Origin of the sequence: Taibaiella helva (genome assembly GCF_003545695.1) — a bacterium.
GTDB lineage: Bacteria > Bacteroidota > Bacteroidia > Chitinophagales > Chitinophagaceae > Taibaiella > Taibaiella helva.
On record NZ_QUZZ01000007.1, the window covers coordinates 249,318 to 275,727 of the forward strand.

A 26,410-nucleotide genomic window follows, 5' to 3' on the forward strand; every position below is an offset into this window, starting at 1 on the left:
TACAGACGTTGCACGCAATGAAACATCACCAGGCGAAGATGTTGCATACAACGTCGCTACACACAACGCAAGATAATTTGATTTAATCCCGGATGAAAGCATTTGCAGCCCTGTTTACGGCCATAGAGCAAACGACCAAGACCAACGCCAAGATCGAGGCGCTGGTGCGGTATTTTGCACAAGCTTCCGAACAGGACAGCCTGTGGTGCATCAGCATCCTGATCGGAAAGACATTGAAGCGACAGTTGAAGACAGCCGATCTGAAGGCCTGGGCGGCGGAGCTGGCGGGTCTGCCTTTATGGTTGTTCGAGGAGTCGTATCCCATTGTAGGCGACCTGGCAGAGACCATTACCCTGATTCTTCCCGAAGCAAGTACGCTGGAAAATCATTCGCTTTCGGAGACGGTCAGCTTCCTGCAGCTGCTGGGTAGCTATAGTGACGAGCAGAAGAAGGTGGCTGTAACCGGTCGCTGGATGCAGCAGCAGCCCGCAGAGCGCTTCGTATTCAATAAGCTGATCACCGGTAATTTCCGGATGGGCGTGTCCCGGCAATTGGTCATCAAAGCCGTGTCCCGGCATTTCGGTATGGAGCAGCAGCAGGTAGCGCACCGGTTGATGGGGCATTGGGATCCTGCTGAGATTTCCTTGCAGGCGTTGCTGATGGACGAGGGAATTTCAGCGCGTCATTACCAGCCTTATCCCTTTTTCCTGGCCTATCAGCTGGAAGAGGAGCCTGAAGCTCTCGGCCCTGTAGAGGATTGGCAGGTTGAAGAAAAGCTGGACGGGATCAGGGGGCAGATCATTATCCGCAACCGGGAGCTTTTTGTCTGGAGCCGTGGCGAGGAATTGATGACCGATAAGTTCCCGGAGTTCACAGCCTTGCCGGGGATATTGCCCGACGGTACGGTGCTGGACGGCGAGATCATTCCCTGGAAGGAGGGACGACCTTTGCCCTTTGCCGTGATGCAGACACGGATCGGCCGCAAAAGCCTTACCCGTAAGGTTCTGCAGGATGCGCCCCTGGTCATGGTCTGCTATGACCTGCTTGAACTGGAAGGACGCGATATCCGGAACGAGCCCTTGCATTACCGCCGGTTACAATTGGAGCGGCTGCTGCTGGGATTGAATACACCGGTAGCACTGGTGTTGTCACCGGTGATCGGCTGTGCTACCTGGAACGAAGTACGTGCGGTGAGGTCCCGTTCGCGCAGTAACAACAATGAGGGCGTTATGCTGAAGCGGAAGGACAGTATGTATGAAACAGGGAGAAGAAGAGGCAACTGGTGGAAATGGAAAGTCGATCCGCTAACGGTCGATGGCGTGCTGATCTATGCACAGCAGGGGCACGGGCGGCGGGCCAATCTCTTTACCGACTATACCTTTGCCGTATGGGACGGCGATGTGCTGGTCCCTTTTACCAAAGCTTATTCCGGTCTTACGGATAAAGAAATGCTGGAGGCCGATCAATGGATCAAGCGAAATACCATCGATAAGTTCGGACCTGTTCGCAGCGTAAGGCCGGAGTTGGTTTTTGAACTGGCATTTGAAGGGATTAACTTATCTTCAAGGCATAAATCGGGCGTGGCTTTACGCTTTCCGCGCATCCTGCGCTGGCGCAGGGATAAAGCAGCTTCCGAAGCCAATACCAAAGCAGACCTTTTACAACTGATAGCGGCACAGCGTAATGAATAAATGGGCAGAAGACTGGTTTGAATTCAAAGGATGGAAACCTTATCCTTTTCAGCGCAATACCTGGAAAGCTATAGCGGGCGGCTATTCCGGCCTCCTGAACGCACCGACGGGCTGCGGTAAGACCTATGCGATATGGTTCGGTGTGCTGGCCGATCATCAGAAACGCTATGCGGGAAAGAAGAAGCGTTCCGGTCTGCATTGTCTCTGGATTACGCCGCTGCGCGCTTTGTCCAAGGAAATACTCAATGCCACAACCACCGTTAGTGAAGACCTCGATCTCCCTTATACAATAGGATTGCGTACAGGCGATACCTCTGCAGCTGAGCGGGCACGCCAGAAACGGCAATGGCCCGAAGCGCTGATCACTACGCCGGAAAGCGTGCATATCATGATGTCGCAGAAGGGCTATGCCGATGCGTTTAAGGACCTGCAGTTCGTGGTGATCGACGAATGGCATGAGCTGCTGGGCAGCAAGCGGGGTGTGCTGGTCGAGCTGGCGCTGAGCATGCTGAAGCAGATCAACCCACAGCTGAAGATCTGGGGCATATCAGCGACGATCGGCAATATCGATGAGGCCAGGAATATCCTGCTGGGCGCGGAGCATCCTCACGCAACCATGATCAGGGCCAATATCGTAAAGAAGACGCTGATCGAAACAGTGTTGCCAGATACACTGGAAAAATTCCCCTGGGCCGGACACCTGGGCATCCGCCTGGCAGAAAAGATACTGCCGATCATCGATGCCAGCCACTCCACGCTTATCTTCACCAATACCCGTTCACAGGCCGAGATCTGGTATCAGCACTTGCTACAGGTGCATCCCGACCTCGCGGGTGCTATTGCCCTGCATCATGGCTCGCTCGGCGAAGAGATCAGGCAATGGGTAGAGGAGGCTTTGCACCAGGGCACTTTGAAAGCGGTTGTCTGCACCAGCAGCCTGGACCTGGGCGTGGATTTCCGGCCAGTGGATACTGTTATCCAGGTAGGCTCGGCCAAAGGTGTTGCGCGGTTCCTGCAGCGTGCCGGGCGCAGCGGGCATCACCCCGGCGCCACCAGCAGGATCTATTTTGTGCCTACGCATTCTCTCGAGATCATGGAAGGCTCTGCGTTGCGTTATGCAGCCGGCCACCAGATGATCGAAAGCCGCCTGCCTTATATCCGTTCCTTCGATGTGCTGATCCAGTTTATGGTCACCCTGGCTGTATCCGATGGCTTCCGCGCCGATGAACTGTTTGAGCAGGTACGGCAGACACATTGCTACGCCTCAGTGACAAGGAAGGAGTTTGATGAATGCCTGCTGATGATCACCAGGGGCGGCCGTATGCTGGAGGCTTATGACGAGTTTCATAAAGTGGTTGCCGAAGATGGCTTATACAAGGTTACCGACCGGCGCATTGCTATGCGGCACCGGCTGAGCATCGGTGCTATAGTAAGCGATGTGATGATGCAGGTAAAATTCTTAGGCGGCAAATACCTCGGCAGTATTGAGGAGTGGTTCATCTCCCGCCTGCAGCCTGAAGACAGTTTCTGGTTTGCCGGCCGCAACCTGGAACTCGTCAGGGTAAAGGACATGCAGGCTATCGTGCGGCCTTCCGGCAAGAAGAAAGGGATCGTACCTTCCTGGATGGGCGGTCGCCTGCCTTTATCCTCTTACCTGACCGATGCTTTACGCCATAAGCTGAACGAAGCACGACAGCAGGTAAAAGACCGGGAGCTGGATTTTCTGCAACCTTTGTTTGAAGAGCAGAAAAGAAGATCATACCTCCCTGCGGAACAGGAGCTGCTGATCGAAAAAGTATGGACCAAAGAAGGTTGCCACCTCTTTGTTTATCCCTTCGAAGGAAAGTTTGTACACGAAGGCATGGCGGCGATCATTGCCTACCGGCTGGGTCGGATACGGCCGTTCAGCTTTTCGATGGCTATGAACGACTATGGCTTTGAGCTGCTGAGCGACCAGGATATACCGGTGGAGGAAGCGCTGCTACAGGAGCTGTTCTCGACCGATAACCTGAGCGCGGATATTGCCGGTAGCATCAATACGACGGAAATGGCACGCCGCAAGTTCCGGGACATCGCGGGCATTGCCGGGCTGGTGTTCCAGGGTTATCCGGGCAAGCAGGTTAAAGCGCGTCATCTGCAAGCCAACTCCGGCTTGTTCTTCAAAGTGTTCCAGGACTACGATCCCGATAATCTGCTGCTGAAGCAGGCTTATGAGGAAGTTTATGACTTTCAGCTGGAAATTGTCAGGATGCGCCAGGCTTTTGAGCGGATCAGCACGCACGAGGTCATCTTGAAACAGCCGGAGCAGCTTACTCCCTTCGCCTTTCCTATTTTTGCAGAAGTTTTCCGGGAGAAGTTCAGCAATGAAAGCCTGGAAGACAGAATGAACAAGCTAAAAGCACAACTGGAGCAAGAAGAACCTAAGCATGGAGATCGTACTGGGAAACGCCGTCGTTGAACTCTTACCGCAAAGAGCGATATACCTGCTGCAGCATAGCTTGCTGGTGATCGCAGACCTTCACCTGGGAAAGGGCATGCACTTCCGGAAGGCCGGGATCTTTATCCCTCCGGGCAGTGCAGAAAAAGACTATACTGTTCTGCATGAGCTGATGCTTCGCTATCGTCCCCGGAAAGTATGGTTCCTGGGAGACCTCTTCCATAGCGTGCACAATTCCGACTGGCTGCTGCTCCAGGCTTTTATCCTGGCCTATCCCGATGTGCATTTCGTGCTGATCAGGGGCAATCACGATATCCTGGCGCCGGAGCACTATACAGCGTTGTCTATCGATGTCGTTCCGGAAAGGCTTGTGCTGGGTGATCTTGTCTTTTCGCACGAGCCGCTGGAACATATAGCGTCAGGTAAGGTCAATGTCGCGGGGCATATCCATCCCGGCTGCCTGCTGCGGGGCTTGGGGCGTCAAAGCTTGAGATTGCCCTGCTTTTATCTTTACGAACAGATCCTGCTGCTACCGGCCTTCGGTGCACTTACCGGCCTTTACCTGATGGAGATGACGAAAAGGGCCAGCATTTTCGCCGTGTTGCCGGAGCGCATTGTGCTTTTGTAACTTTCTATTTCCTGTTGAAGCCAAAGACAGCTTCCCGCTCGTCCCTGACGCCCTTAAGCTTATTCCGGATCACCTGGGCGGCGATCATACTGAAGGTAATGCCATTGCCGCCATAGCCCAGGGCAAAGAACAGGTTGCGGCTGCCGGGATAGGCGCCGATATATGGCAAGCCGTCTTTGGTGCTGCTGAAAGTGCCGCACCAGGTCATGTCGCAGCGGACCGGCAGATGAGGAAACAACTCATTGCATTTTTCGAGCAGCCGTTTCGTTTTCCGGGGAAGCAATGCGTCACGCAGCCGTTCATTCTTGAATGATACATCTTCACCACCCATCATGATCCTGTTGTCAGCTGTTGTACGCAGGTAGAAATAAGGAAAGGCTGTTTCCCATATCAGGCTTCTGTCGTGCCAGAGCTGGTCGGCATGTAAGGGTTCTGTCACCAACGCATAAGTGCTGCTCAGGTCCATTACTTTCCTGGGCAGGAAGCTGCTGGCCTGGTATCCTGCGGCTATGATAAGGTAATTGCAGCTGATCTGCTTACCATCATCAGTATAGAGGATATAGCCGTTGCGCGTGGCATCGTGGCGCACAATATGGGTATAGGGAAAGAGACGAAGGTCATGCTTCCGCTGGTGGTGCTGAAGCAGCAGTATCGCAGAGCGGTAGGCATCCATCTGGGCGGCCTCTTCATTCCAGAGCGCGCCCAGCCGGTTGATGCCATAGGTTTGCAGGAGCGCCTCCTGTTCGAGCAGGCTTACCGGCAGCCCGTATTTCTTGCGTGTCTCGTATTCCTTTTTGATCTCTTTGCAGCCTTTTTTATCACTGGCCAGAAAAAGGCTGGAGCGGCGCTCAAATTCCGCGTCGATCCTGGTCTTCCGGAACAGCTGCTCGATATCGGTAATGGATTGCAGGCTGGCACGGTAAGCAATCACCGCTGTTTTCTCTTCCACTTTTTCAAGCAGGCGGCAGAGCGGCACATCGATCTCATACTGCAGCTGGGCCGTGCTGGCTGCCGAGCTGCCGGTGCTGATAGCCCTTTTGTCAAAAATAGCGCAGGAGATACTGCTGCTGCACAGCTCATGAGCGACCAGGGCGCCTGTAATACCCGACCCGATGATCGCCACATCGGTATGCATGCCGTCTTCCGCTTCGTTGATATAGTTATACAACGGATTTTTGATGAGCCAGAAAGGATAGCCTGCATAGAGATCCATAGCAGATCGGGATAATGATTAGTGTAATTCTTTTAAAAAGGACAGCAATGCTTTTTCTGCTGCTGTATTCAGGGACCGGGCATCTTTCGCTTTTTGCAGCATGAGCAATACCTCATCCAGCTTTTTTTCCTCGTAAGCCTGCAGCAGCAGGGGATGGATATAGTATTTCCGGCAAACCGCACGGGTATTGCCCAGCTGCGCCGCTACACCGTCGATAATGGCGATGCTGTTTTTCCGGCAACCGACATCGCAGCTGAAATCCGTTACTTCGGCCATCAGCTGCAGCGCGGCGACGCAGCCGGCCCAGGTACGAAAATCTTTACTGCTGAAATCTGCCGCCATATGTGCCTTAAGGTAATCGTTGATATCGCCGGATTCGAGCTTTCTCAACTCACCTTTTTCATCATAGTATTGAAACAGCTCCTGCCCGGGAAGCTCCCGTACATTTCTCAGCAAACGAGCCAGGGAAGCGTCTTTCAGAGCTACCTGGTGCATGACGCCTTTCTTTCCTTTAAAGCGGAAGAAGGCCTTGCTGCCCGATATCGATACGTGTTTATTTTTGAGTGTGGTGAGCCCGTAAGAGCCGTATTCCTTTTCATAAGCGGTATTGCCGGCCCGGATATAGGTTTCATTCATGATGCTGAGCGCAATGGCAACAACCTTTTCCCGGACCAGGCGCTTTTGCCTGATGTCCCGGCGGAGCTGCCGGCGCAGCCGTGGCAATTGCTTGCCAAAGGCTAAAAGACGATCAAACTTATGTTCGTTCCGGAGCCTGGACCAACGGGAATGATAACGGTACTGCTTTCTCCCACGGGCATCTATGCCCGTAGCCTGCAAATGCCCGTTGGGAAAGGGACATATCCATACTTCGGTCCAGGCCGGCGGCAACACCAGGCCTTGTATGTGCTCAATGATCTCTGGATCGGTGATCTGTTTGTTTTCCTGGTCCAGGTAAATAAAGGTCTTCCCCTTCTTCCTGCGCTGGTAGCCTTTCTGGCCCGGACGGATATAGCGCAGCTGCATGGCTCTTGCTATCTCTTTCGGGGCTATTGCCGTAGTCGTCATCATTCACACTCAATATTTCGTCGAAGGATAACAGTTTCTGCAGCTGAAGGTTGAAGGGATCTATGTTCAAAAGAGCGCTTTTCCTTCGGGAAGCTCATGGTAGCCTTCCGGTATCTGCCCGGTACGCAGCAGATTGACGTATTCGTGCGCGCGACGCGTAGGCTCTGGCAGGCGGTAGCTGCCGGTGCAATGCTGGGCAATGCGCAGGCTGTCGTCCAGGCTCATATGGCTGCCTGGAGAAATAAAGACTTCCTTGACCCGGTTTTTGGTGCGCAATACATACCCGATGGTCTCTTCTTTATCTTTTAAGGGTTCGTAAGCGCCTTTGCTGTTCTCCGGCTCGGTGTATTTGCCAAACAGCTTCTTCTTGGCGCAGCCCAGGGTCGGTATCTGTGCCAGCGCACCCAGGTGGGCTGCAATACCCAGGCGGCGCGGATGTGCAATGCCATGCCCGTCGACCATAATGACATCGGGCTTAACGGGCATTTGCTCCAGCGCACGCATCAGCGCCGGTACCTCACGGAAAGCCAGGAAGCCTGGTACATATGGGAAACGCGTGATGCCTTTGACCAGCGAATATGCAACCGGCTGCAAGGTGTCGTAACGCAGCAGGACAAGGCCGGCATAGATCACCTCACTGAAGCGGTTCAGGGAAATGTCGGCGCCGGCGATGGTCCTGATCTCCTGCTGCAGGGGCAGCAGGCTGATGTTCTTACGTAATGTTTCCTGCAGTGCCCTTGCAGAAGGAAGGTCTAGGGTATCGTAAGCAGACAGATCCATAAATACTTATTGTTCCTGTGACAGGGGAAGGGAGAGGATGATCTCGGCGCCTTTGCCTTTTTCGCTAACTACGTCGATCGCACCGTCGTGCGCCCGCACGATCTGCAAAGTGGCCGCCATACCCATGCCCGTTCCCCTTGGTTTGGTCGTGAAATAGGGGTTAAAGATATTGTTCTTTTCATTCTCCGTCATGCCTTTGCCATTATCCCGTATGCTCAGGTAGATACGGTCCCCGCTCCTTCGGGTGCTGATTTCGATCTTTCCGCCCGGGCCGTCGATGGCTTCTATCGCATTGACGAGAATATTAGAAATGCAGATGACCATTTTTTCCTTATCCATCATCAGGGGTACATCCTGCTCCATATCCCGGGTGACTGCTATCTGACGCAGGCTGATCCGGTCTTCGTTAAGATAAAGGGCTTCGCGTACGACGGTTATAAGGGACACCGGGCTCAGCTCTATATCCAGGACACGTACAGGGTCCAGCATCTCGGTTACCAGCGCATTAATGCGCATGCAGTTACGGTCGATGATGTCCAGGAACGTTTTCTCCTCTTCTTCCTCCGGTTTGGGCCGGGCCTTGAGCTGACTCAGGGCCAGCAGGATATTATTCAGGGGATTGCGCACTTCATGAGCGATCATCTGCGCCATTTTACCCATGATCACGAGATGCTCTTCCTGCTTGCGTTGCCTGTGGGCTTCTTTATGCACGGAAATATCCTGCGCAATGCACAGGAAGATCTTGTCTTCCTCATTCATCATATCGGCGCTTATCATCACATCTACGGGGCGTCCTTCTTTCGTTTTCAGCTGGTATTCCCAATGTACCACGCGCCCTTGCTCACAGATATGGCTGATAAAGTCCTCGCCGGCCGCCCCGGTATAGAACAAGTCGGCGAGGTTCATTTCTTTCAGCTCGGCTTCGCTGTACCCGAGCTTGCTGACCGCCGACGCGTTGGCGCGGAGGATATTGTGCTCACAATCGGCCAGCAGGATAAGATCATGAGCGCGATCGAAAGCCATCCGGTAATTCTTGTTGTCCAGCTCTTTCGTGTCGGAATGCAGCAGCAGGCCCACGATCACTTTAATGATGGAAGGTGTGATGTGCTGTTCCGGTAGCTGGTAAGAAGACACTATGGAACGCAGGTCGCCTGTGTTTACCGATTCAAACCGGATAAAGGGCATTCCTATTCCCGAGCTGTACTCCGTAGCATACGATATGGATAGCCGGGCATCCTTTGTTTCGTCTGTACTGATCGTGTATTCGTCATTCAGCCAGCTTTCCAGCTGCGAGAGCTGGGCAGCGCTGGCATCGCTGATCCTGATCACCGGTTTGTCCTTGAGCATCTGGTTGGATTTATTGTGTTTGCTGAGCCGGGCGATGAAGCATCGCGTTACATTATCGCTGCTCGGTATTGGCTCTGCGACCGGTGTCATCGCTGCTTTGCAGCTTTGGTGTTGTATCGGCCGGATCATCGGCGCCATATTGTACCGGCGCCGTGCCGTGGACATTGCTGCTATCTACATTCAGGCTGCGGGCATTGGTATTTTCCGGGTCGCCGGCGCATGCGGTCAGTACCAGGGTGGTCAGCAGTAATACGGAATAAAGCAGGTTGGTCGCTTTCATATCAGATCATTTATGGGTGAATATGTAAATTTACCTGGCGAACGTAACGGCAAATAAAATGCCGGTTGGGCCGGCAGTTATTGTTATTCTTTTTCCGGATCCGAACGCCCGCTTTTACCCGGCTTAGCTTCAGCCTTTTCTCCTGGTGCGTGGCCTTCATCGGCGTTCTCATCGTTATTTCTTTCTCCATCAGGGTCAAGATTCCTGTGCTGGGAAAGGGTTTCGGCTGTGCCTCTATGTGGATCCTTATCTTCCTGCAGCTCGTTTTTCTTCTTACTGGACGCAGCTTGCTCTCCGGCTTTGCCAGAAGAAGGTAGCTCCTCTTTTTCTGTTTTTTTGTCCTTGCTTTCTGCGGTAGGTTCCTGAGTGGACCTTACCGGATTCCCGGTGATACCTCTGTGCGGGTCTTTATCTTCTTGTGCCGCATTTTTCTGCTCACCTGAAGTTGTTTCCTCCCGGGCTGTTTCCTTCTGCTCTTTGTCCGGAGCAGCCTTCTGCTTCCCGCCGGAAGGGTCTGCTTTCCTTTTATTTTGTGCTGCCTCGTCTTCCCGACGTTCACTTCTGTTCTCTTTAGCCATAAATTGCCGGTTTTGGGTAACGAACTACATTTCCTGATCCTCGCCCAGCTGTTCCCTGAGCTGCCCGAGCTCCTGTTCCAGCTGGCTGATGAGCGTGCGGTCCTTCTGTCGGAGCTGATGGGTATCCATGCTTCTCAGCTGGCTCAGCCGCAGCTCTTTATCTTTTATTTCCTGCTTTAGCTGTTCTGTATCCATAACCTATAATTGATTAAATGGTTGACGTCCCTTTTCTATTTTAACGTCTGCTCTTTCGCACTGTATTCGTTATCTATCTCTTTGTTCAACAAATATCAAGGCATTAGGTTGGCTGTCGTCATCGGCCCGTATCATGAAAAATGCACTGCCGGGCGGGGCAGTGCACAAGGGTATAAATGTTCTGTTCGGGACTAAAGTCTCAGCGAAGGAGCAAACGCATTTTAATATCAGCTCTTTCATACTTGCCCGGCTCGAGCGGAAGCTCCGTAAAGCCGAGCTTGCGGTAAATGCCGATGGCTGCCTTAAGGCTGGTTTGCGAATAGAGGATCAGTTCGCCGGCGCCCAGTTCCCTGGCTTTGTCTATTGCGGCGGCACAAAGGCGCTTTCCTGCGCCGTTGCCCTGAAAAGATTCGTCCACGGCCATTTTGGTCAGCTCGTAAATGCCGGGCGCCATATATTTCAGCGCTACAGTACCGATGATCTCTTCGCCTGCGGCGGCAAAAAGGATCGTTCCGCCATCTTTAAGTATAGCCTCTTCGGGGTTGCCCAGCACCCAGGCGTCTACGAGCTCTACTTTGAAATAAGCTTCCAGCCAGGCTTTGTTCAGCCGCTCGAAGTGAACCTGGTATGCCTTCTGATACGGGATTATCGTAATGTTCGTGGTGGTTGTCATGATAAAAGCCTTCTGTGATAATTGATCTGTCCCAGGTGATAATTGAGATGCGCATAAAGGTAGTGGAGCATGAAGCCAAAGGTTTGCCCCTCCCTGATGCTCACGACATCGGCAGGGAAGGCCTGCGCAAAAAAGGCTTCGTCCCTGCCCGCCAAGGTCTGTTCAATAATAAGGGCCGTCTCTTCGAGCATGTTCAGCAGCTGCCCCCGGTCAAATTGCCGCTCATTGAATTCCCTGTCGCGCTCGCGCGTATAGGGTACCTTGCCCATGGTTTTGCCTACGAACAAACGCAGGTTGCCCACCAGGTGCTGCGCCAGGTGGCCCGTCGAATTGTTGATGGCTCGGTCCCTGATCCAGAGACTTTCTTCGCCAGGATAGGCGCTGAGCTCCGTCTTTACATTGTCGATGCCCTGGCGGAATAGCCAGGCGTATTGTTCTGCTGTCATTTGGATACGGTTTTAAGCTGATTGTTGTTGACTTTATAGCCTCTGTTGATCCAGAACACGCCGCCCAGCGTGGTCATAAAGGCGATGATAGTGATCCAGGTCACCCGCTCGTCTTTGAGCAGGAAGCCCAAGCTAACTGCGATAAAAGGATTAATGTAAGCGTAAATGGACACCAGGCCTACGGGCAGGTTCTTTACGGCATAGATATAGCACAGGAAAGAAAGGATGGAGCCGAATACAATGAGGTAGGCGAGGGCCCACAGGCTTTCCGGCTGGATATGCTTCAGCTCACCGAGGTCGTCGAGGAAGGGCGAGCTGATGAGCAGGGCCAGGCCGCCGCTGGTCAGCTGTAGCGCCGTATTCACATAGGAGTCGGTAGTAGCGCCGCTATGTTTCATATACACTGTACCGGCAGCCCAGCTGAGCGAGGCGGCAAAGCAAACCAGCACGCCCATCAGGTAACGGCTGTCTACCAGGTCGGAGAGGTTGTCTCTGAAGATGAGCACGATGCCGACACAGCCGAGCAGAAGGCCGAGAATGACTTTGCCGTTGAGGGTACCCTTACCCCGGCCGGTGACAAAGTTGATGAGGACCACATAGACGGGCATCACCGAAACGATGAGCGCCGCAAGGCCGCTGGGTATGTATTTTTCGGCCCAGCCTATAGTACCGTTGCCCAGGGCCAGCATGAGCACACCGGGAATGACCTGTCTCATTACATCACGGGCGTTGAGCTTGATCTTTTTCTTCAGCAGGGGCATGGACAGCCACAGGATAGCAGCGGCGATGGTATGCCGCAGACCGGAGAATAAAAATGCAGGGAAGCTGGCGACGCCAATGAGCATGGCCAGGTAGGTGGTTCCCCATACGATACAGATAACAAGAAGGGCCAGGTACGCTTTCGATTGATTCATGTTGTTGCGGATGTCGGTCGACTATTGACGTCTTTTTAGAAAAGCCACACAAAGGTGTGGGAAATTTATTTTCCAATACAGATACAATTATGTTAATTTTGACCAGTACAGTTTCGTTGATACGATGAAAACAATTGTCAGGAAATCGAAGGATCTTTTGTACCTGCGCATTGCGCGGGGCATAGAGCGGCAGATCCATGAGGGGCTGCTTAAAATAGGGGACAAGCTGCCTTCCATCCGTATGGTCTGCCGGCAGCATGGCGTAAGCATGAGCACGGCGCAGCAGGCTTATCTTGAGCTGGAAAGCCGCGCCCTTATTGAATCACGGCCGCAGTCGGGCTATTATGTATCCTATTGCCCGCACCGGCAGCCGGCTTTTCCCGAGACCAGCCGGCCGAGCCAGCCGGGAGCGCATAACCCGCGCGACATTGTCGACAAGGTATTCCGTACGATCGGTAATAATGATATCACTTTGTTCTCGCTGAGCGTTCCCGCCGATGAGCTGCTGCCTATTGCCAAGCTGAACAAGGGCGTGGTGCAGGCGATAAGGACCCTTCCCGGCAGCGGTACGGCATACGAACCGATACAAGGTAACGAGAAGCTGCGCCGGGATATTGCGCGCTGGTCGTTCAACTGGGGCGGCAACCTGGGCGAGCAGGACCTGATCACTACTGCCGGCTGCATGAATGCCATTTCTTTCTCCATGATGACGCTGGTGCGGCCGGGCGATACGATCGCGGTGGAGAGCCCGGTATATTTCGGCATCATCCGACTTGCCGAGAGCCTTGGCCTGAATGTGCTGGAGCTGCCTACCAATGCGAAGACCGGGATCGAGATCGATGCTTTGAAAAAGGCGCTGGCCACCAATAAGGTCAAGCTGTGCCTGCTGGTCAGCAATTTCAACAATCCCCTGGGCAGCTGTATGCCCGATGAGCATAAGAAAGCTGTGGTCGCCTTGCTGCAGCATTATAACGTACCCTTGATCGAAGACGATCTCTATGGCGATGTCTATTTCGGCGACAGCCGGCCCAAGTGCTGCAAGACCTTTGATGAAAGCGGCCTGGTGCTCTGGTGCGGTTCCGTTTCCAAAACGCTGGCGCCGGGCTATCGCGTAGGCTGGGTGGCGCCCGGGCAGTTTAAGAACGATGTGATCCGTATGAAGCAGGTCCATTCTATTTCGTCGACAACACTGACCCAGGAGGTGATCGCGGACTTCCTGGAGAATGGTCGTTACGAGAGCCATTTGCGCCGCCTGCGGCAAACCCTGCACACCAATTTCCTGCAGTATATCCGCGCCATTTCCGATTATTTCCCCGAAGGGACCAAAGTGAGCCGCCCGCAGGGAGGCTTCGTGCTATGGGTTGAGCTGGACAAGCGGATCGATACTATGGAACTGTACGAGCGGGCGATAAAGAAAAAGATCAGCATTGCACCGGGACGTATGTTCACCTTGAAAAGGCAGTTTGATAATTGTATGCGGATCAGCTACGGCATGCCCTGGAACGAGCAGCTGGACAATACGCTGAAGACCTTGGGCAACCTGATCAAAAGTATGCTGGTTAGTTAGCGCGGCCCGCATCTTCGTTCATCTTCCTGGCCTTTCTTGTTTTGAGCTCGTTGTTGCCGAACTTCCAGCTCAACGATACCCTCAGGCTCCGGCTGTCGTAGTAGCGGTGCTGGAAGGTGCCGTTATAAGCATTGACGAATTCTGAAATGTCGGTGCGGAAGAGATCAGACGCATATACCGATACAGCCACTTTCTTCTGAAAAACCAGCCACTTGGCGCCGATATCGAGCGCGCCATAGGCCGATTGGATATCGACATCGTCCTGAGCCTTTCCGTAATAGCTGCCGTGAAGCTGCGCCAACAGGGTCTTTGACCGGTTGAGCGTAAAAGTATGATCCGTTTCTATCGAGAAGCCGGGCCTGCCCGAGGAAGGTTGCCCGGTATTGTAATAGGAGGTATGAAAGCGGTTGTAGACGCCGAAGAATTGCGTGGCCGTTTCCCAGAAGGGCAGGGGGCTGAAGGTAAGGCTGGCGCTGATCCCGTATTCTACCTCGTTGCCGGCGTTGGCCTGGAAGAAGAAAAAGGTGCTGTTGACCGTGTCGATATCGGATACCCTGGTCGCAAAAGCATCGACCTTTTGGAAAAAAGCGTTAACCGTCAGGATGGATTTATAGGTATAGCCCAGCTCGATATTGTTGCTGAAAGAAGGCTGGAGGAAGGGATTGCCCTGCTCATAGGCTGTAGCAGTGCTGTACACCCGGAAGGGGTTCATATTCCAGAAGGAAGGCCGGTTGATCCGGCGGGTATAGTTCAGGTTCCAGCTATGCGTCTCGTTGGGCTTGTATTGCAGGTAAGCCGATGGGAAAAACTTCAGGTAATCGTTGGTATTAGTTTGGTTTAAGGTTTGAGAGACGCCCTTTGTCTGGGTATATTCTGCGCGCAGGCCGGCCTGCAGGTGCCAGTTGCCCCACGAGCGCTGAGCGCTGGCATACAGGGCCTGGGTGTTTTCCTGGTAGTCGAAGGTGTTGGTCTTACCAGGATCGTTCACATAGCTTTGTCCGAGCAGGTATTCAAAAGCGTTGTCGCTGTTGTTGCGGATAAAGGTGGCCTTGGCGCCGGCAGAAAAATTGACCAGCTGCGAAGGCCATTCCAGGTCGGCGCGGAGGTTGGTGATCCGCGTCAGCTGCATACCGCTGGTATGGTTATCGCTGCTGGTGCCGGTTGTAGCGCCGTCGGTAAAGAAATTGCCGGTGGTGAAATTGCGTGTTTTGTCGCTGCGCCGGTTAAAATATTCGGCATTGAGCGTGAGCCGGCGGCCCGCGCTGTCTATCTTCCAGTCGTAGTTAAGGTTGATTACGTTCCTGCGGGCTTTTTCTGTAGCATAGGCATCCGTATTCATCAGCGAATCGAGTTGCATGGAGGGGCGTTGCCAGACCTTGATCCTGATCAGCTCATCTCTCTTCGCATCGAGCGAGCCGAGGGTGTATTGCAGGCCCAGGGTCATATTGCTGCCGAGGTCGTAATCTATACCTGCCTGCGAATAAGTGTAAATCGGCCGGTTGTCCTGGTTCAGCACCAGCTCCTGTTCCTGCCCGGGGTAAAAAGTGTTGGTCTGCTGCCGGGAAATATAACGCTCCCGGCCGCCGCTGAGGGTGGCATATACATTGAGTTTATCCTTCCGGAAATTAAAGAGGCCTTCGAGCTCCTGTGCGGGCCTGGTCCTTTGCTCATAGGTCAGGTTCAGTGTGCCGTTGAAGCCGTTGTTCCGTTTCTTTTTGGTAACGATATTGATGATACCGGAGTTGCCCTCCGCATCATATTTCGCAGGTGGCGCGGTGATGACCTCGATACGGGACACATCGCCTGAAGGCAGGCTGCGCAGCATCGACTCCAGCTCGTCGCCGGTCAGCTGCACCGGCCGGTCGTTGATCATAACGTTCACGGTGCTTTTGCCCACGATCCGTACGCCTTCGCTGCCAACCTGTACGCCCGGCGTCTTTTTTAGCAATTCATATACATCGCTGCCAACGGCGCCGATGCTTTGCTCCGCGTTAAAGATCGTGCGGTCGGGTCTGCGTTCGATCAATGCTTTTTTATCGCTGATGACGACATCGTCCAGCAAGGTACCGTCTGTTTCCAGGCTTACCATAAGCGGTGTGCTGCCGGCGCTTACCGGCGCTATAAAAGATTTATAGCCCAGCATGCTGATCTCGATAAAGCTTGCAGGCAGGGGATCGGGCAGCGCGAGCGCAAAGGCGCCGCTGCTGTCGGTAAAGGCAGGGGCTAATAATAATGAGCTGTCGCGTGCATCGTGGAGCAGTACATTGGCAAAGGGCAGCGGTTTTTTTTGCTCATATACTTTACCCGTCAGCCTTTGCTGGGCATGGAGCGAAACACAGAGCAAGAGGTATCCTGCAAGGCAGAGAAACCATTTCAGAGGGTGCATTATACTGGGGTTTACAAGGTATAAAGGGGGAAGGCTGCAAATGTAGGCGTATTGGTTGAATCGGTAAATACCGGCGATTAAAATTGGTGTAAAAAATGCTAGAGAACATTCCGCTTCAGTGTGCTGAAACGGATAAATTAATGCGGCGAACCCTGTTTGCCCGCTTATTGTTATCTTGCTGTACCAATTGTCCTTTTTATGAACCCTCCTGTAAAGATCATTTGCCCTTATTGCTATTCTCCCGATCTCATCATGTACCTGGAAGGCTTGAGCAGCAGCAGCGCTGCCGGGGTTATGACCATGCCTGCGGGTAATGTGGACAACAATAATATGGAGCTGAAATGCAGTGCCTGCGGCCATGTCTTCAAGCCCGGCCAGGGCAAGTTGTCGCAGGAAGGTGGCAACTTGCAGCAGCCAGCTTTTGGTAGCAGTCCAGCCTCGATCCATCCCAACGATGCTTATATCCTTAACATGGTTAATACGCAGGGCAAGATTACGGCCATCAAGTATTGCTGCGATACCTATGGCTGGGGATTGAAGGAATCGAAAGAATATGTTGACCGCCTTACGGAGCCGGATCATGTTTCCGGAACGCCAGGTTCAATACCTGCGGGAAGTGGGCCCGATGCAGATGCGGTTATCGCTATACTGCAAAGCCAGGGCTTGCTGCAGGCGATCAAATATGTAACGACGGGTACCAGCTGGAACCTGAGCCAGGGCAAGGCTTATATCGACCGCCTGATGAAGGAGCGGAATGTGGTGGCAAAAAAGGCCTGCTTTGTTGCAACGGCCTGCTATGGCGATGAAGATGCCCCCGAGGTAGTGCGGCTGCGTCGCTACCGGGACGAGGTGCTGTCTGGTTCGGTCGCCGGCAGAGCCTTTATCCGGGCGTACTACAGGCTGTCGCCGCCGCTGGCCGCGTGGATTGCCCGCAGCACCAGTCGCAGGAATTGGGTACGGCGCTGCCTGCTATCGCCCTTGATGGCGCGGATCGGTAAATAGCGGCTATCTTGTAAAGTGTAAAGCGCTGCTGGCAGTGTACATTTTTGGTTAGGGTGATCTTCCGTTTTGCTACTCTTTTATGCTTAAATCTTTATACTTGTCTTTGTTTTTCGATTCCACAATTCTAATTTTTTCAACTTCGCCGGATTCTGGATGCTTTTTATCTATATCGTACTCTTTAATAATGTCCTTATTTCTTTTTATCTGCAAATATTGATCCATGTTTATCACCTGCGAGTAATTTAGGATAATAATCATAGCAGGTACAAGTTTCCCATATGTGGTTTGGGGGTCTTTCTCTAAATTGCCTTCGATAAGCCTGTGATCGGATATTATGCTCCTTCGGCCTATACTATCGATACTTTGAGCGTAAACGATGGTACTCGAAAGTGCAAGGACGGATAAAAGCGCAATTGTCTTCATTCTTCAAATCTAATTAAAATCAGGCAGAGACTTCTGCCTGATTGAGTATATTAAAACTATACAATGTGCCTGAAGGTTATATTCAATAGCGGATTGAATGCGAGGTTATCCATATCAATGCCGCTATCGATAGGGAATTTGTCGTTACCCTCCATCTCAAAACGTTGGAACGGTATAAAGAACCACTGTCCATTCATTAGCCAAAATCTACCGGGGTACCAAAATCCATCCTTCCCAAGCACATGGCCGTAATAATATTGGTCTCCTGTGGTAGGGTCTGTATATATCCCCCAATCCTGAACCTGATTGTCGTGGCTGTGATCGGGTTCCAATATTACGCCAATGCTTTCCATACCCGTGCCCGAAATAGTTGCATTTACCATAGTCATTTTTAAATAAGGGGCAAGTGGCTCTGTTGGGTTAAATACCTGCTGGAAAGCCACCAGTCGGGCAGGGTTTGTTGTCTTAACAGCGTTTGCTATCCAGTTTGCATAAGGGCCATCGGTAGGCATTTCACTCGTTGACGCGGTTGCTGACATCGTTTTTTTGTTATCGTCGACAGCTGACTGCTGCATCTTACCGATTTGATTTTCTTTCTGGCATCCTATTGCGAAAGTGATGGTGAGGACTGCAAAAAAGATTGTTACTTTTTTCATTTTTAATTGTGGGTTTTGAAGTTAAAAAAGCTTTGCAATATTAAAATATGTATTATTCGATTGCTACAGGTTTTCGCCAGCAATCTATCTCGGCTTTCTCGCCTCGACAAATACATCTGACGTCCTGATGTACCAAAGATATACGTCTCCTTTTCGGACTTAAATCATTGTTGGAACTTATTTATTCATCGTCTTTCTGTTTGCTCGATACTGCTCTTTTAGCATCCGCCCAAGTTTTGTTAGTAGCCTTTTGTTGCCGCCTTGGTTCTTAATTGCGCGAAGGTTCTTTTACCTCTTTTGGTGCGGGTATTTCTGTAGGTTCTTTTTTTCTAAGGCAAAATAACGACGAGGTTTTCGTGGGGTCTATACCTAGCGGTAAGTATATTTGTTGTACTGGTGCAAAAAACCTGTTTTGAGATGGGGAAACAAACAGAAACTTAATTGAGAAAGGATATGCAGTCGGAATCGTGCTAGCTTATATTGCCCGTACAACAGGGGGTATTATTGAAGCAGGTTTTAGTTCTTTTGGCATTCGAGGCCAGCTAATTCAGCGCTTTCCGAATTGCCTGAAAGCCCCTGACGAGAAGTCAAGTTTTCAAAACCTGACTTCTCGTCAGGGGCAGAAAATATAAACGCCCTCCGGGTGATCCGGAGGGCGTTTATATCGATACGACATAAAATCGTACGACGTATTATTTTTTCTTCATCGGTACAGAAACCGATACATTATCCCATTTGAAGGTCAGCGCATTTTTGCCGGGCTCGATCACCAGGGCTTCCTGCACGCTACTCAGCTTTTCTACCTTGGCGCGTATTGTAGCGACGTTCTTGCTCTTATTGGCTTCGTATTCAGAAGCGCCTTTTTGTGCCGGCTGTCCGTTCAGGATCACGGTCCAATGCTCTTTTTCAGGAATAGTGAACAGGGAATAAGTGCCTTTGGGAACGGTAACGCCGCCAAACAGTACATCGGTATTAAACGTAATGTCGGTAGACATATTGGCGCCGGTACGCCATACTTCGCCATAGGGTACGAGCTTGCCGAAGATCTCGCGGCCCCGTTTGGAGGGCTGGCCGTAGCTGATTTCTGCGATATCGTTCTTAGCTGTTACGCGTGGGCTTTTGGGTGCGCCTTGTTCATGTTTCATTTCCTGCGCCGGCGCCTGGAGCACTGCAGCAGTCATCAATAAAGTACAGAAAGCAGCGATCTTTCTCATAGGTATTTGTTTTTTAGCTGGTTAAATGTCCCGTAAAGATAATGGCGTTTCAGGATATGTCCTGTTAACGAAAGCTTATTTCAGCCATGCTAACAAGCGGCTTGTATGTTGGCATTAAAGCTGCTCAACCTTGCTTTACCGGTTCTCTGAGGATCGTCCGCAATTTATCGGGACTGGTTTTCCTGAAATCGGACAGGTAGATCTCGTGGTGCAGCCCATTGCGCTCCAGGCGGTAATCGGACATAAAAGCCTGCATCTGCTTCAGCGATTGGGGCTCATTGGCAAAGGGGCCGCGATGCAGCTGCTGCACACATAGCCCTTCGTGCATGCGGTACAGAGATACGGCTTGCAGACCGGGTAAAGGCTTTTTCCTTATCACCTGTTCCCTGGCCTTTTCCACCGTTTCATTGTCGATGGTTTCCGGCATACGGATCAGGAGCCGGAAAAACCATTCGCTGCGGGGTACTTCCTGCGGAGTGCTGTCGGCAGTCCGACTGCCAAAGCGTGCTTCATCAAACCACCACAAGCCTTCAAGCCTGGGCACTACAAAGTCGGCGCCCTGTGCTTTATAGGTAAATTTGATGGCATAGGCTATGCTGTAGAGGACTTGTATGCATTCAGCGAAAGGAGCGTCATCGGGATCGCCCCGGCCTTCGATTGACAGGTAAACAGCAGGTTCGATGTGTATCAGCTCGGGCTGTTCCTTTGCGGTATAGTAATTCCGGTACTGCCGGGTAAAATCAGTCTTTGTCATGATGTCTGTTTAGCCATAGAAGCGGCCGTAGCGTTCCGGTCCGCCTCCATGGTTAGTATAAAGTTTAGAAATTCATCTCGTCGGCGCTGGGTCCGTAGCTGCCGGGGATGGGAATATCGAGCAGGCGCAGAAAGACACCCATCTGTGCCCGGTGATGTGTGACCTGGTTCAGCGCCATGCGGATCGTTTCGGCCTTGCTGGTGGTGCTGTAGACCTCTTCGCCGTTGCGCAGCGTCCAGGGATCGTCCATCTTGCCTTCATTTTCTTCTTTAAGCTCGGAGAAGCCATCTTTCAGGGAAGCCTCGAACAGGCTCATCAGCTCTGCTGTGTTTGCAATCTTGGGTGGGTCGTAAGGGGCGGTAGCGAAGTCGAGACCATCGGTAGTGATGGCCATGGTGATCCAGGTGGGCAACTCCGCGATGTGGGTAGACAGCTGCTTAATGGTCATACTTTTGGGATGCGGCTTCCAGTCGTATTTGTCGTCGGGAATGCGTTCCAGCATCTTGCGGGTTACAACGGATTCTTGTTCGAGTTCTTTTCGGAACATGGAGATCATTGACATAAGGCGTTTTTTTGTTTTGCTGGAACAAAATAAGCGCCGTCCACTGACAACAGTATGGCAGTCCTTTTTTCAGCCGGAAAAAAATATGCGACGCGTCCCGGCTGGCCGATGTGGGCCGGGTATAGCCGCCGTTCCCGCCGTTATGCGTCCCGACCGGCTTGCCGTGCAAGGGAGAGCGGGCTCCGCAGGAGCCAAAGGTTTGTCGCAGGATGAGCAAGCTTATCCTTGCCCCGTAGGGGCAAAACAGTGAGGGCGTGTCCGATCGCTATGCATGCCGGCCAGAACGGCGGGCAATAAAAACAATCTGAAAAAGGGGATCAGCGATAGGCCAGGGCGATCTGCAGCAGGGCTTCGGGGTCCGATACGGCATCTTTTACGGGATGGAGGCGCTGCGTATCGAGGCTGCTATCTGTAAAATACATTTCGGCAGGAATTTCCGGCAGCTTGCCAAACAAGGTGGCATAGAGCTGTACAGCAGCCATAAAGCCGGAATCGTTAAGCAGGTGTAAGGTCAGGCTGCCATGGCGCAGGCGATCTTCGCCGTTGACCAGGTAACGGTACCCGCTTTCGCCTTCATAGGCGGCATTAATGGCTTCGGCCACGCGGTAAAGCTTGGTATTGTTATGCTCGGTGATGACCTCCCGGTTCACTTTCAGAATATTATCGTAGAGTTTCCTGAACTCGCCCTGGTTACGTACAAAGTCGCGGGAGGGGGCCATTTCATATACCAGGAACACGGCGCCGGGGCTGTTTTGCTTAATCAGCGACATGAGCTTCCGGACGGATGCTTTGTACTCTTCTGAATTGTTGGTAACCACGGGCGTCCTTTCCTGGAGCACGACATAGTCGAAATAGTTACCATCGGGATCATTCTTTGCACAGGCCTCGTCGAGCTGTTTCCTGTGGTCCTTGTAGATGTCCAGCAGCGAAATGCCCATTTCCACCACCTGCTCTTCTTTGATCGGGATATTGTTGAAACGGCACAGGCTGGAAAACAGCGAGGGGATGCTGATATAATACCGGATATGGCTATTGCCCACAAAGAAGATCCTTTTCGGGCCTTTGGCCTCGGGCGCTATTACCGCCGGGGCCTGGGGTATTGCCGGTGACAGGAATCCTTTCTGCCCTCCGGCGGGTACCGAAACCGGCCTTTCGCAGGAAAAAAGAAATAACGCTATGATGCAAAGCCATCCGAAGCGCCTTACAGGGCAAGCTCTGTCGATCCGTTTGAGATGCAGCACGATAAGATTGAAATGAGAATGTTTTTTGTCTGGTCTTCCGGTCAATGAAGGGAAGCTTGGTCAGAAGCAAAGGTACTATTATATACAGGAACAAAAATCCGCTCCTGCATTATCATGCAGGCCTTTCGCGCTGCTCTTTTAAGAGACTTCTTCAGCATACCTTTCGTATACGGCAGCTGGCAGGTTAAAGTATTTCAGCGCTTCAGGAAGGGTCATCAGTCCCCGTTCTATAAAGGATCTGGCCAGGCGTACGGTTGCCCTGATGTCTTCGGCCCCGTCGCATTCATCCCTATGCCGCCGGTTTTGCTCGTCGTTATGGTCCATATAATAATGCTCCTGCAGATTATCTTCCCACTACATAAAGTCTCGGCAGCATAGAACCCCCGGCAGCATACCACTTGAGATCGACGATGGTCCAGGTATGGGGGAGCATATCGGTATTTACCTTTCCCTGCAGCAGCGAAATGATATAGGCTTCGTCGAAAGAATGACCGACACCGGGTAATGCGGGGTAAGCCCAGTCGATGGAAAATACATGATTATCCTGGAAATAATCATGGTAGCCCTCGATCAAATGGGCATGCTCGGGTGCGGAAAGCGATAATTCAAAAATCATATCCTAAAAATAAAGAAAAAAAAGAGCGGGCGCTTTATTTGCCGCTGAAATTTACATTTTAACAGCGATAACGCTATCTTACTGCTCAAACATCTGTTGCCGTTAATTGTTGTTTCGTTATTTTTATATTCACTAAAAGGAAAGCGATGAGTGCAGCACATTTTACAAGCGTTGAAGCGCAAATGCTGATCCGGAAGCCCGCCGCCGAGGTTTATCAGGCTTTCATAGATCCGGCCATAACCACGCACTTCTGGTTTACACATGCCAGTGGCATGCTGGAAGAAGGAAAAACAGTAACCTGGGAATGGCGCATGTACCAGGTGTCGACCGAAGTGAAGGTGAGGGAGCTGGTACCCGGCCGGAAAATCGTCATAGAGTGGCAGGACCCGCCGGTTACCGTCGAATTTACTTTCGATGCCCAAACGGAGAATACGACTTATGTGGTGATCCGGAATTACGGCTTCAGGGAGCAGGGCGATGAGCTGGTCAGGGCGATCAACGACAATACCGGCGGCTTTACTACAGTGCTCGACGGGCTTAAGGCCTATCTCGAGCATGGTATCGAGCTCAACCTTGTTGCGGATAAGTTTATACGGAAACCCTGACGGAAACCGATACTGTTCTAATACAATGCACCATAAAATAAGACCTGTAAGCGCTTCAATGTCTTACAGGCCTGCTATGATAAATAGTATCCAAAAAGCCGGGGCGGCGTAAGGCAAGGCTCCCCCAAGCCAATTCCTTAACCTGCCGGCCCACGGCTTTTTTATGGATACATCTCTTAATTTATTCTTCAATCTTTTATGGACAACAATTCCATAGCCGTAGGGGTGTTTGATAAACAAGCCCGTAACTACCAGGACAAATACATGGATCAAAGCCTCTACAGCAGCACACTTGATCTGTTTTGCAATGCCTTGCCTCCCGGCGAAGCTGCTGTGCTGGACATTGCCTGCGGGCCCGGCAATATTACCCGGTACCTCCTGCAGCAAAGGCCCGATCTGCGGCTGCTGGGGCTCGACCTGGCGCCTGCTATGCTGGACCTGGCCAGGGACAACAATCCAAAGGCTGCTTTCGCGCAAATGGACTGCCGCGATATTGCCCAGCTCAACGACCGGTACCACGGGATCGTTTGCGGCTTTGCATTTCCTTACCTGAACCGGGACGAAGCGCTGAAGCTGATCGCCGATGCCGCTGCTTTATTGCTGCCCGGGGGCATCCTTTACCTCAGCACCATCGAAGGCCCCTACAGCAGCTCCGGACCTTATACTTCCTCTAACGGTACCGAGGTGTATATGCATTACTACGAGGCGGCCGACCTGGTACCGGCAATGGAAGCTGCAGGCTTTGAGCTGTTTCATCAGCAGCAGCAATCTTCTCCCGGCCCGATGGGAACATCCGACCTGATCCTGGTCGCCCGCAAACAATAGCGATACGCTCAGGGGCGCAGGATACCGGCTTCTTCAGGATGTATCCTTATCGCAGCATCCCGTTTCCGCAGGCGGGCACTGCCCTGCTTTTTAAAGGGCCAGAGGGCAATCTGTCCGCCGGCATCCGGGTAGAAGAGGTACAGGATATCATCGTCCCCCAGCGGGTATTGCGCCATGAAATCGTGCAGAATATCTGTCATTGCCGAAAGTGTCAGAGTAGCTGCTGCATCGATCGTAATGAGCTCCCTGCAGGCATATAGATCATCGGCTACCGGCTGCAAACAGCTGATCAGCTGTTCTGATCGCTGCGGGCCGTCCAGCTTATGATAGACCAGGTATTGCATAGAAGCAGGCTTTGAAGGTTTCATTCAAAATTAACGTCCTGCCTGATGCGTTACCGGGATTTTCGATGAGTCCCGCGGTTTTTTCTACCAAACCTGCTTTTCGCTGTATTCTGCACTAACGCGATATCAGCCGCTTGTGCACTACCTCTTTAAAAAAATCATGCTTATAGCTTTCTCCTATGGTCAGCTCCTGCTCCTGCACTGTGACTACAAAGCCGTCGGTAGAGCTGATGTGATCCTTATTGACTACAGCAGAACGGCTGACACGAATAAACCGGCCTTTGGGCAGCTGTTCGTAAATGGTCTTCAGGTTCATGGCCGTAATGATCTTCTGATCAGCTTTATGGATCACGACATAGTCCTTCAACGCTTCGATATATAGAACATCGGCATACTGTACCTTCATGAATTTACGGTCGGCCTTGATATAAACATAATCTTCTGAGAAATCGCCGGGATCGGCAATATGCTGGCCGAGCAGGGTAATATAAGCCTTCGCCTTGGCCAGCGCCTTGCGGAAGCGGTCGGGCTTTACCGGCTTCAGCATATAGTCAAGCGCCTGGATATTATAGCTTTCTACAGCATACTGAGGGTGCGCGGTGGTAAAGATGATCATGGTTTCGGGGCTGATCTTCTGGGCCAGCTCAAGGCCGGTTTGCCCCGGCATTTCAATATCCAGGAATACCAGGTCGGGACGCAATGCAGGGATCAGGGTCTCTGCCTCTTCAGGGTCGCCCAGGCTGGCCAGCAATGTCATCTCCTTGTTGTCGCCGATAAGGATCTTCAGGGCTTCACGCGCCAAAGGCTCATCGTCGATGATGATACAGGTCATAGGGGTACTTTTAGGGTAACGGAAAAACTCTCCTCGGTTTCACGGATCACCAGGTCATGTTTTGACCCGTAATTGAGATCCAACCATCTATTGACACTTAAAAGCCCTAATCCCCCCTCTTTACCCGGAACTTTTTTTTGAGCGGCCCGTTTGGAGTTGATGCAAAGGAAAAGCAAATGATCTTTTTCGATATGAAAAAGCAGGTCGACGACTGCGACACGGTTGCCGAAAACGTTATGCTTGATGGCGTTTTCGACAAAGGTGATGAAGAGGAAAGGCGGGATCATAATGGCCTCGGGATCGCCCTCTACCGTTATGGTGAAGTTGAAATAATCTTTCCTTATTTTCTCCAGGGTAAGAAAATCTTCAATGAACCGTATCTCGGCATTGAGGAAGACATTGGCCTTGGCGCTGTCGTAAAGCTGGTACCGCAGCAGGTCCGACAGCCGGAGCAGCAGCTCGGAGGCTTTTTTATGATCCTGGTGGGTAAGGACATTGATATTGTTCAGCATATTGAACAGGAAATGGGGCGTGATCTGGTTCTTGAGCAGGTTCAGCTCCGACTCCACCCGGTATTTTTCCAGCTCGTTAATGGTAATGCTGTCGTCGATCCATCGCTTAAACAGTTTGAGCGCAGTGGAAGACAACAGGAAAACGGCGAATACAATGATGAGCGCCAGCAATCCCTGGAGCGCATCGTCGTTCCGTTCCCTGGGTGTTACGCGGTAGGGGTCCCATGCGACGTCGAGCGCCAGGGCGCCCAGGAGCAGCAGGACCAGCATCAGCGCGGCAAAGAGCACATAGCGGAAATATTTGCCCTGGAACAGGTAGCGGGGCACCAGGAAATACATATTGGTGTATAGTGGCAGCAGGAACAGGTAGACCAGGTTGGCCGGCTGTATGAAATAAGTTTCCGGTTTGCGGAATTCTTTGAAGCTGGAAAAGAAAGCCAGCATCAGGATGAGAATTACCAGCGCATGCCTGGGCATCCGGAAGCGCCTGTCGAAAAGGAAAATGTATAAATAGGTCCTGCGGGGATCAAAGTCCCTTGCCTGTCCCTGATCGGTAAGAGCAGTCATGATCGCAAATTCGGAAAAGGATAAAATGAAAGGAGGACGTTTTGCGGCGAAATTAGG

29 protein-coding genes are annotated in these 26,410 nt (G+C 52.0%); 7 read left to right on the forward strand and 22 right to left on the reverse strand.

All coding sequences use genetic code 11. The features are described 5' to 3' along the window. Positions 1–92 precede the first annotated feature (92 nt). The 3 genes from DZC79_RS13035 to pdeM are packed head-to-tail and all read left to right on the forward strand — an operon-like array spanning position 93 to position 4,756. Positions 93–1,691 (forward strand): ATP-dependent DNA ligase, encoded by a 1,599-nt coding sequence (locus tag DZC79_RS13035; protein ID WP_118952031.1) that lies wholly within the window; start codon positions 93–95, stop codon positions 1,689–1,691. Next, a complete protein-coding gene (locus DZC79_RS13040; protein ID WP_118952032.1) occupies positions 1,684–4,149 on the forward strand; it encodes a ligase-associated DNA damage response DEXH box helicase in 2,466 nt (821 codons plus the stop codon). The genes DZC79_RS13035 and DZC79_RS13040 overlap by 8 nt, the downstream gene beginning before the upstream one ends. Further along, the gene (gene pdeM, locus DZC79_RS13045; RefSeq protein ID WP_118952033.1) at positions 4,118–4,756 is read left to right on the forward strand and encodes a ligase-associated DNA damage response endonuclease PdeM; all 639 of its coding nucleotides are present in this window, start codon (positions 4,118–4,120) and stop codon (positions 4,754–4,756) included. The genes DZC79_RS13040 and pdeM overlap by 32 nt, the downstream gene beginning before the upstream one ends. Positions 4,757–4,760: 4 nt before the next feature. On the opposite strand, the gene DZC79_RS13050 is transcribed toward pdeM, so the two are convergent. The 10 genes from DZC79_RS13050 to DZC79_RS13085 all read right to left on the reverse strand — a co-directional run bounded on the left by DZC79_RS13050 (position 4,761) and on the right by DZC79_RS13085 (position 12,247). After that, positions 4,761–5,969: an NAD(P)/FAD-dependent oxidoreductase gene (locus tag DZC79_RS13050; RefSeq protein ID WP_118952034.1), complete on the reverse strand. Its 1,209-nt coding sequence runs from the start codon at positions 5,967–5,969 to the stop codon at positions 4,761–4,763. Positions 5,970–5,987: 18 nt separating this feature from the next. Further along, positions 5,988–7,037, reverse strand: a complete 1,050-nt coding sequence (locus tag DZC79_RS13055; protein WP_198666876.1) for a DNA topoisomerase IB — start codon at positions 7,035–7,037, stop codon at positions 5,988–5,990. 63 nt (positions 7,038–7,100) lie between these two features. Further along, entirely contained in the window at positions 7,101–7,814 is a 714-nt protein-coding gene (gene nfi, locus DZC79_RS13060) for a deoxyribonuclease V (RefSeq protein ID WP_118952035.1), read from the reverse strand. A 6-nt stretch (positions 7,815–7,820) separates the two neighbouring features. After that, entirely contained in the window at positions 7,821–9,161 is a 1,341-nt protein-coding gene (locus DZC79_RS13065; protein ID WP_198666877.1) for a two-component system sensor histidine kinase NtrB, read from the reverse strand. A 52-nt stretch (positions 9,162–9,213) separates the two neighbouring features. Further along, positions 9,214–9,441, reverse strand: coding sequence for a hypothetical protein (locus DZC79_RS21470; protein WP_198666878.1), 228 nt, complete (start codon positions 9,439–9,441; stop codon positions 9,214–9,216). Positions 9,442–9,524: 83 nt separating this feature from the next. Next, a complete protein-coding gene (locus DZC79_RS13070; RefSeq protein WP_118952037.1) occupies positions 9,525–10,019 on the reverse strand; it encodes a prolipoprotein diacylglyceryl transferase in 495 nt (164 codons plus the stop codon). A gap of 24 nt (positions 10,020–10,043) precedes the next feature. Next, complete coding sequence (locus tag DZC79_RS21250; protein WP_157977124.1) at positions 10,044–10,214, reverse strand: hypothetical protein; 171 nt, start codon at positions 10,212–10,214, stop codon at positions 10,044–10,046. A gap of 199 nt (positions 10,215–10,413) precedes the next feature. Then, positions 10,414–10,887 (reverse strand): GNAT family N-acetyltransferase, encoded by a 474-nt coding sequence (locus DZC79_RS13075; protein WP_118952038.1) that lies wholly within the window; start codon positions 10,885–10,887, stop codon positions 10,414–10,416. Further along, positions 10,884–11,333, reverse strand: a complete 450-nt coding sequence (locus tag DZC79_RS13080; protein WP_118952039.1) for a DUF1572 family protein — start codon at positions 11,331–11,333, stop codon at positions 10,884–10,886. Before DZC79_RS13080 ends, DZC79_RS13075 begins: the two co-directional genes overlap by 4 nt. Beyond that, positions 11,330–12,247, reverse strand: coding sequence for a DMT family transporter (locus tag DZC79_RS13085; RefSeq protein ID WP_198666879.1), 918 nt, complete (start codon positions 12,245–12,247; stop codon positions 11,330–11,332). The genes DZC79_RS13080 and DZC79_RS13085 overlap by 4 nt, the downstream gene beginning before the upstream one ends. A 124-nt stretch (positions 12,248–12,371) precedes the next feature. Between DZC79_RS13085 and DZC79_RS13090 the strand changes: the two genes are divergently transcribed. After that, positions 12,372–13,814, forward strand: a complete 1,443-nt coding sequence (locus tag DZC79_RS13090) for an aminotransferase-like domain-containing protein (protein ID WP_118952041.1) — start codon at positions 12,372–12,374, stop codon at positions 13,812–13,814. Here the strand turns inward: DZC79_RS13090 and DZC79_RS13095 are convergent. Beyond that, on the reverse strand, positions 13,807–16,200 hold the full coding sequence (locus DZC79_RS13095; RefSeq protein WP_157977125.1) for an outer membrane beta-barrel family protein: 2,394 nt from the start codon (positions 16,198–16,200) through the stop codon (positions 13,807–13,809). The two genes, DZC79_RS13090 and DZC79_RS13095, sit on opposite strands and share 8 nt — an antisense overlap. Positions 16,201–16,398: 198 nt before the next feature. Here DZC79_RS13095 and DZC79_RS21255 point away from each other — a divergent pair, with 198 nt between their 5' ends. Further along, positions 16,399–17,202: a CFI-box-CTERM domain-containing protein gene (locus DZC79_RS21255; RefSeq protein ID WP_157977126.1), complete on the forward strand. Its 804-nt coding sequence runs from the start codon at positions 16,399–16,401 to the stop codon at positions 17,200–17,202. Positions 17,203–17,271: 69 nt separating this feature from the next. On the opposite strand, the gene DZC79_RS13105 is transcribed toward DZC79_RS21255, so the two are convergent. The 8 genes from DZC79_RS13105 to DZC79_RS13140 all read right to left on the reverse strand — a co-directional run bounded on the left by DZC79_RS13105 (position 17,272) and on the right by DZC79_RS13140 (position 22,668). Then, positions 17,272–17,625 carry a hypothetical protein gene (locus DZC79_RS13105; RefSeq protein ID WP_118952044.1) on the reverse strand — a complete coding sequence of 118 codons (354 nt, stop codon included), beginning with the start codon at positions 17,623–17,625 and terminating at the stop codon, positions 17,272–17,274. Positions 17,626–17,681: 56 nt separating this feature from the next. Next, a complete protein-coding gene (locus DZC79_RS13110) occupies positions 17,682–18,281 on the reverse strand; it encodes a hypothetical protein (RefSeq protein WP_118952045.1) in 600 nt (199 codons plus the stop codon). A 692-nt stretch (positions 18,282–18,973) separates the two neighbouring features. After that, on the reverse strand, positions 18,974–19,495 hold the full coding sequence (locus DZC79_RS13115; RefSeq protein ID WP_118952046.1) for a DUF2911 domain-containing protein: 522 nt from the start codon (positions 19,493–19,495) through the stop codon (positions 18,974–18,976). Between the two features lie 124 nt (positions 19,496–19,619). Further along, positions 19,620–20,249, reverse strand: a complete 630-nt coding sequence (locus DZC79_RS13120; RefSeq protein WP_118952047.1) for a GyrI-like domain-containing protein — start codon at positions 20,247–20,249, stop codon at positions 19,620–19,622. Positions 20,250–20,313: 64 nt separating this feature from the next. Further along, complete coding sequence (locus DZC79_RS13125) at positions 20,314–20,811, reverse strand: DinB family protein (RefSeq protein WP_118952048.1); 498 nt, start codon at positions 20,809–20,811, stop codon at positions 20,314–20,316. A 317-nt stretch (positions 20,812–21,128) separates the two neighbouring features. After that, positions 21,129–22,097 (reverse strand): SGNH/GDSL hydrolase family protein, encoded by a 969-nt coding sequence (locus DZC79_RS13130; protein ID WP_118952049.1) that lies wholly within the window; start codon positions 22,095–22,097, stop codon positions 21,129–21,131. Positions 22,098–22,190: 93 nt separating this feature from the next. Then, a complete protein-coding gene (locus DZC79_RS13135) occupies positions 22,191–22,376 on the reverse strand; it encodes a hypothetical protein (RefSeq protein ID WP_118952050.1) in 186 nt (61 codons plus the stop codon). Between the two features lie 19 nt (positions 22,377–22,395). Continuing rightward, a complete protein-coding gene (locus tag DZC79_RS13140; protein ID WP_118952051.1) occupies positions 22,396–22,668 on the reverse strand; it encodes a hypothetical protein in 273 nt (90 codons plus the stop codon). Between the two features lie 146 nt (positions 22,669–22,814). Between DZC79_RS13140 and DZC79_RS13145 the strand changes: the two genes are divergently transcribed. After that, positions 22,815–23,273: an SRPBCC family protein gene (locus DZC79_RS13145; protein ID WP_198666880.1), complete on the forward strand. Its 459-nt coding sequence runs from the start codon at positions 22,815–22,817 to the stop codon at positions 23,271–23,273. A 198-nt stretch (positions 23,274–23,471) separates the two neighbouring features. Further along, positions 23,472–24,098, forward strand: a complete 627-nt coding sequence (locus DZC79_RS13150; protein ID WP_118952053.1) for a class I SAM-dependent methyltransferase — start codon at positions 23,472–23,474, stop codon at positions 24,096–24,098. 8 nt (positions 24,099–24,106) lie between these two features. Here DZC79_RS13150 and DZC79_RS13155 read toward each other — a convergent pair whose 3' ends face one another. From DZC79_RS13155 to DZC79_RS13165, 3 genes are all read right to left on the reverse strand, one after another. Next, positions 24,107–24,466 carry a hypothetical protein gene (locus DZC79_RS13155; RefSeq protein ID WP_157977127.1) on the reverse strand — a complete coding sequence of 120 codons (360 nt, stop codon included), beginning with the start codon at positions 24,464–24,466 and terminating at the stop codon, positions 24,107–24,109. Between the two features lie 91 nt (positions 24,467–24,557). After that, positions 24,558–25,274, reverse strand: a complete 717-nt coding sequence (locus DZC79_RS13160; protein ID WP_118952055.1) for a LytR/AlgR family response regulator transcription factor — start codon at positions 25,272–25,274, stop codon at positions 24,558–24,560. Next, positions 25,271–26,353 carry a sensor histidine kinase gene (locus DZC79_RS13165; RefSeq protein WP_118952056.1) on the reverse strand — a complete coding sequence of 361 codons (1,083 nt, stop codon included), beginning with the start codon at positions 26,351–26,353 and terminating at the stop codon, positions 25,271–25,273. Before DZC79_RS13165 ends, DZC79_RS13160 begins: the two co-directional genes overlap by 4 nt. Between the last annotated feature and the right edge of the window lie 57 nt (positions 26,354–26,410).

What these genes read in the sequence shown, in the direction of transcription:
- DZC79_RS13035 (WP_118952031.1), top strand. Translation starts at nt 93, where the DNA reads ATGAAAGCATTTGCAGCCCTGTTTACGGCCATAGAGCAAACGACCAAG.
- DZC79_RS13040 (WP_118952032.1), top strand. Translation starts at nt 1,684, where the DNA reads ATGAATAAATGGGCAGAAGACTGGTTTGAATTCAAAGGATGGAAACCT.
- pdeM (WP_118952033.1), top strand. Translation starts at nt 4,118, where the DNA reads ATGGAGATCGTACTGGGAAACGCCGTCGTTGAACTCTTACCGCAAAGA.
- DZC79_RS13050 (WP_118952034.1), bottom strand. Translation starts at nt 5,969, where the DNA reads ATGGATCTCTATGCAGGCTATCCTTTCTGGCTCATCAAAAATCCGTTG.
- DZC79_RS13055 (WP_198666876.1), bottom strand. Translation starts at nt 7,037, where the DNA reads ATGATGACGACTACGGCAATAGCCCCGAAAGAGATAGCAAGAGCCATG.
- nfi (WP_118952035.1), bottom strand. Translation starts at nt 7,814, where the DNA reads ATGGATCTGTCTGCTTACGATACCCTAGACCTTCCTTCTGCAAGGGCA.
- DZC79_RS13065 (WP_198666877.1), bottom strand. Translation starts at nt 9,161, where the DNA reads ATGCTCAAGGACAAACCGGTGATCAGGATCAGCGATGCCAGCGCTGCC.
- DZC79_RS21470 (WP_198666878.1), bottom strand. Translation starts at nt 9,441, where the DNA reads ATGAAAGCGACCAACCTGCTTTATTCCGTATTACTGCTGACCACCCTG.
- DZC79_RS13070 (WP_118952037.1), bottom strand. Translation starts at nt 10,019, where the DNA reads ATGGCTAAAGAGAACAGAAGTGAACGTCGGGAAGACGAGGCAGCACAA.
- DZC79_RS21250 (WP_157977124.1), bottom strand. Translation starts at nt 10,214, where the DNA reads ATGGATACAGAACAGCTAAAGCAGGAAATAAAAGATAAAGAGCTGCGG.
- DZC79_RS13075 (WP_118952038.1), bottom strand. Translation starts at nt 10,887, where the DNA reads ATGACAACCACCACGAACATTACGATAATCCCGTATCAGAAGGCATAC.
- DZC79_RS13080 (WP_118952039.1), bottom strand. Translation starts at nt 11,333, where the DNA reads ATGACAGCAGAACAATACGCCTGGCTATTCCGCCAGGGCATCGACAAT.
- DZC79_RS13085 (WP_198666879.1), bottom strand. Translation starts at nt 12,247, where the DNA reads ATGAATCAATCGAAAGCGTACCTGGCCCTTCTTGTTATCTGTATCGTA.
- DZC79_RS13090 (WP_118952041.1), top strand. Translation starts at nt 12,372, where the DNA reads ATGAAAACAATTGTCAGGAAATCGAAGGATCTTTTGTACCTGCGCATT.
- DZC79_RS13095 (WP_157977125.1), bottom strand. Translation starts at nt 16,200, where the DNA reads ATGCACCCTCTGAAATGGTTTCTCTGCCTTGCAGGATACCTCTTGCTC.
- DZC79_RS21255 (WP_157977126.1), top strand. Translation starts at nt 16,399, where the DNA reads ATGAACCCTCCTGTAAAGATCATTTGCCCTTATTGCTATTCTCCCGAT.
- DZC79_RS13105 (WP_118952044.1), bottom strand. Translation starts at nt 17,625, where the DNA reads ATGAAGACAATTGCGCTTTTATCCGTCCTTGCACTTTCGAGTACCATC.
- DZC79_RS13110 (WP_118952045.1), bottom strand. Translation starts at nt 18,281, where the DNA reads ATGAAAAAAGTAACAATCTTTTTTGCAGTCCTCACCATCACTTTCGCA.
- DZC79_RS13115 (WP_118952046.1), bottom strand. Translation starts at nt 19,495, where the DNA reads ATGAGAAAGATCGCTGCTTTCTGTACTTTATTGATGACTGCTGCAGTG.
- DZC79_RS13120 (WP_118952047.1), bottom strand. Translation starts at nt 20,249, where the DNA reads ATGACAAAGACTGATTTTACCCGGCAGTACCGGAATTACTATACCGCA.
- DZC79_RS13125 (WP_118952048.1), bottom strand. Translation starts at nt 20,811, where the DNA reads ATGTCAATGATCTCCATGTTCCGAAAAGAACTCGAACAAGAATCCGTT.
- DZC79_RS13135 (WP_118952050.1), bottom strand. Translation starts at nt 22,376, where the DNA reads ATGGACCATAACGACGAGCAAAACCGGCGGCATAGGGATGAATGCGAC.
- DZC79_RS13140 (WP_118952051.1), bottom strand. Translation starts at nt 22,668, where the DNA reads ATGATTTTTGAATTATCGCTTTCCGCACCCGAGCATGCCCATTTGATC.
- DZC79_RS13145 (WP_198666880.1), top strand. Translation starts at nt 22,815, where the DNA reads ATGAGTGCAGCACATTTTACAAGCGTTGAAGCGCAAATGCTGATCCGG.
- DZC79_RS13150 (WP_118952053.1), top strand. Translation starts at nt 23,472, where the DNA reads ATGGACAACAATTCCATAGCCGTAGGGGTGTTTGATAAACAAGCCCGT.
- DZC79_RS13155 (WP_157977127.1), bottom strand. Translation starts at nt 24,466, where the DNA reads ATGAAACCTTCAAAGCCTGCTTCTATGCAATACCTGGTCTATCATAAG.
- DZC79_RS13160 (WP_118952055.1), bottom strand. Translation starts at nt 25,274, where the DNA reads ATGACCTGTATCATCATCGACGATGAGCCTTTGGCGCGTGAAGCCCTG.
- DZC79_RS13165 (WP_118952056.1), bottom strand. Translation starts at nt 26,353, where the DNA reads ATGACTGCTCTTACCGATCAGGGACAGGCAAGGGACTTTGATCCCCGC.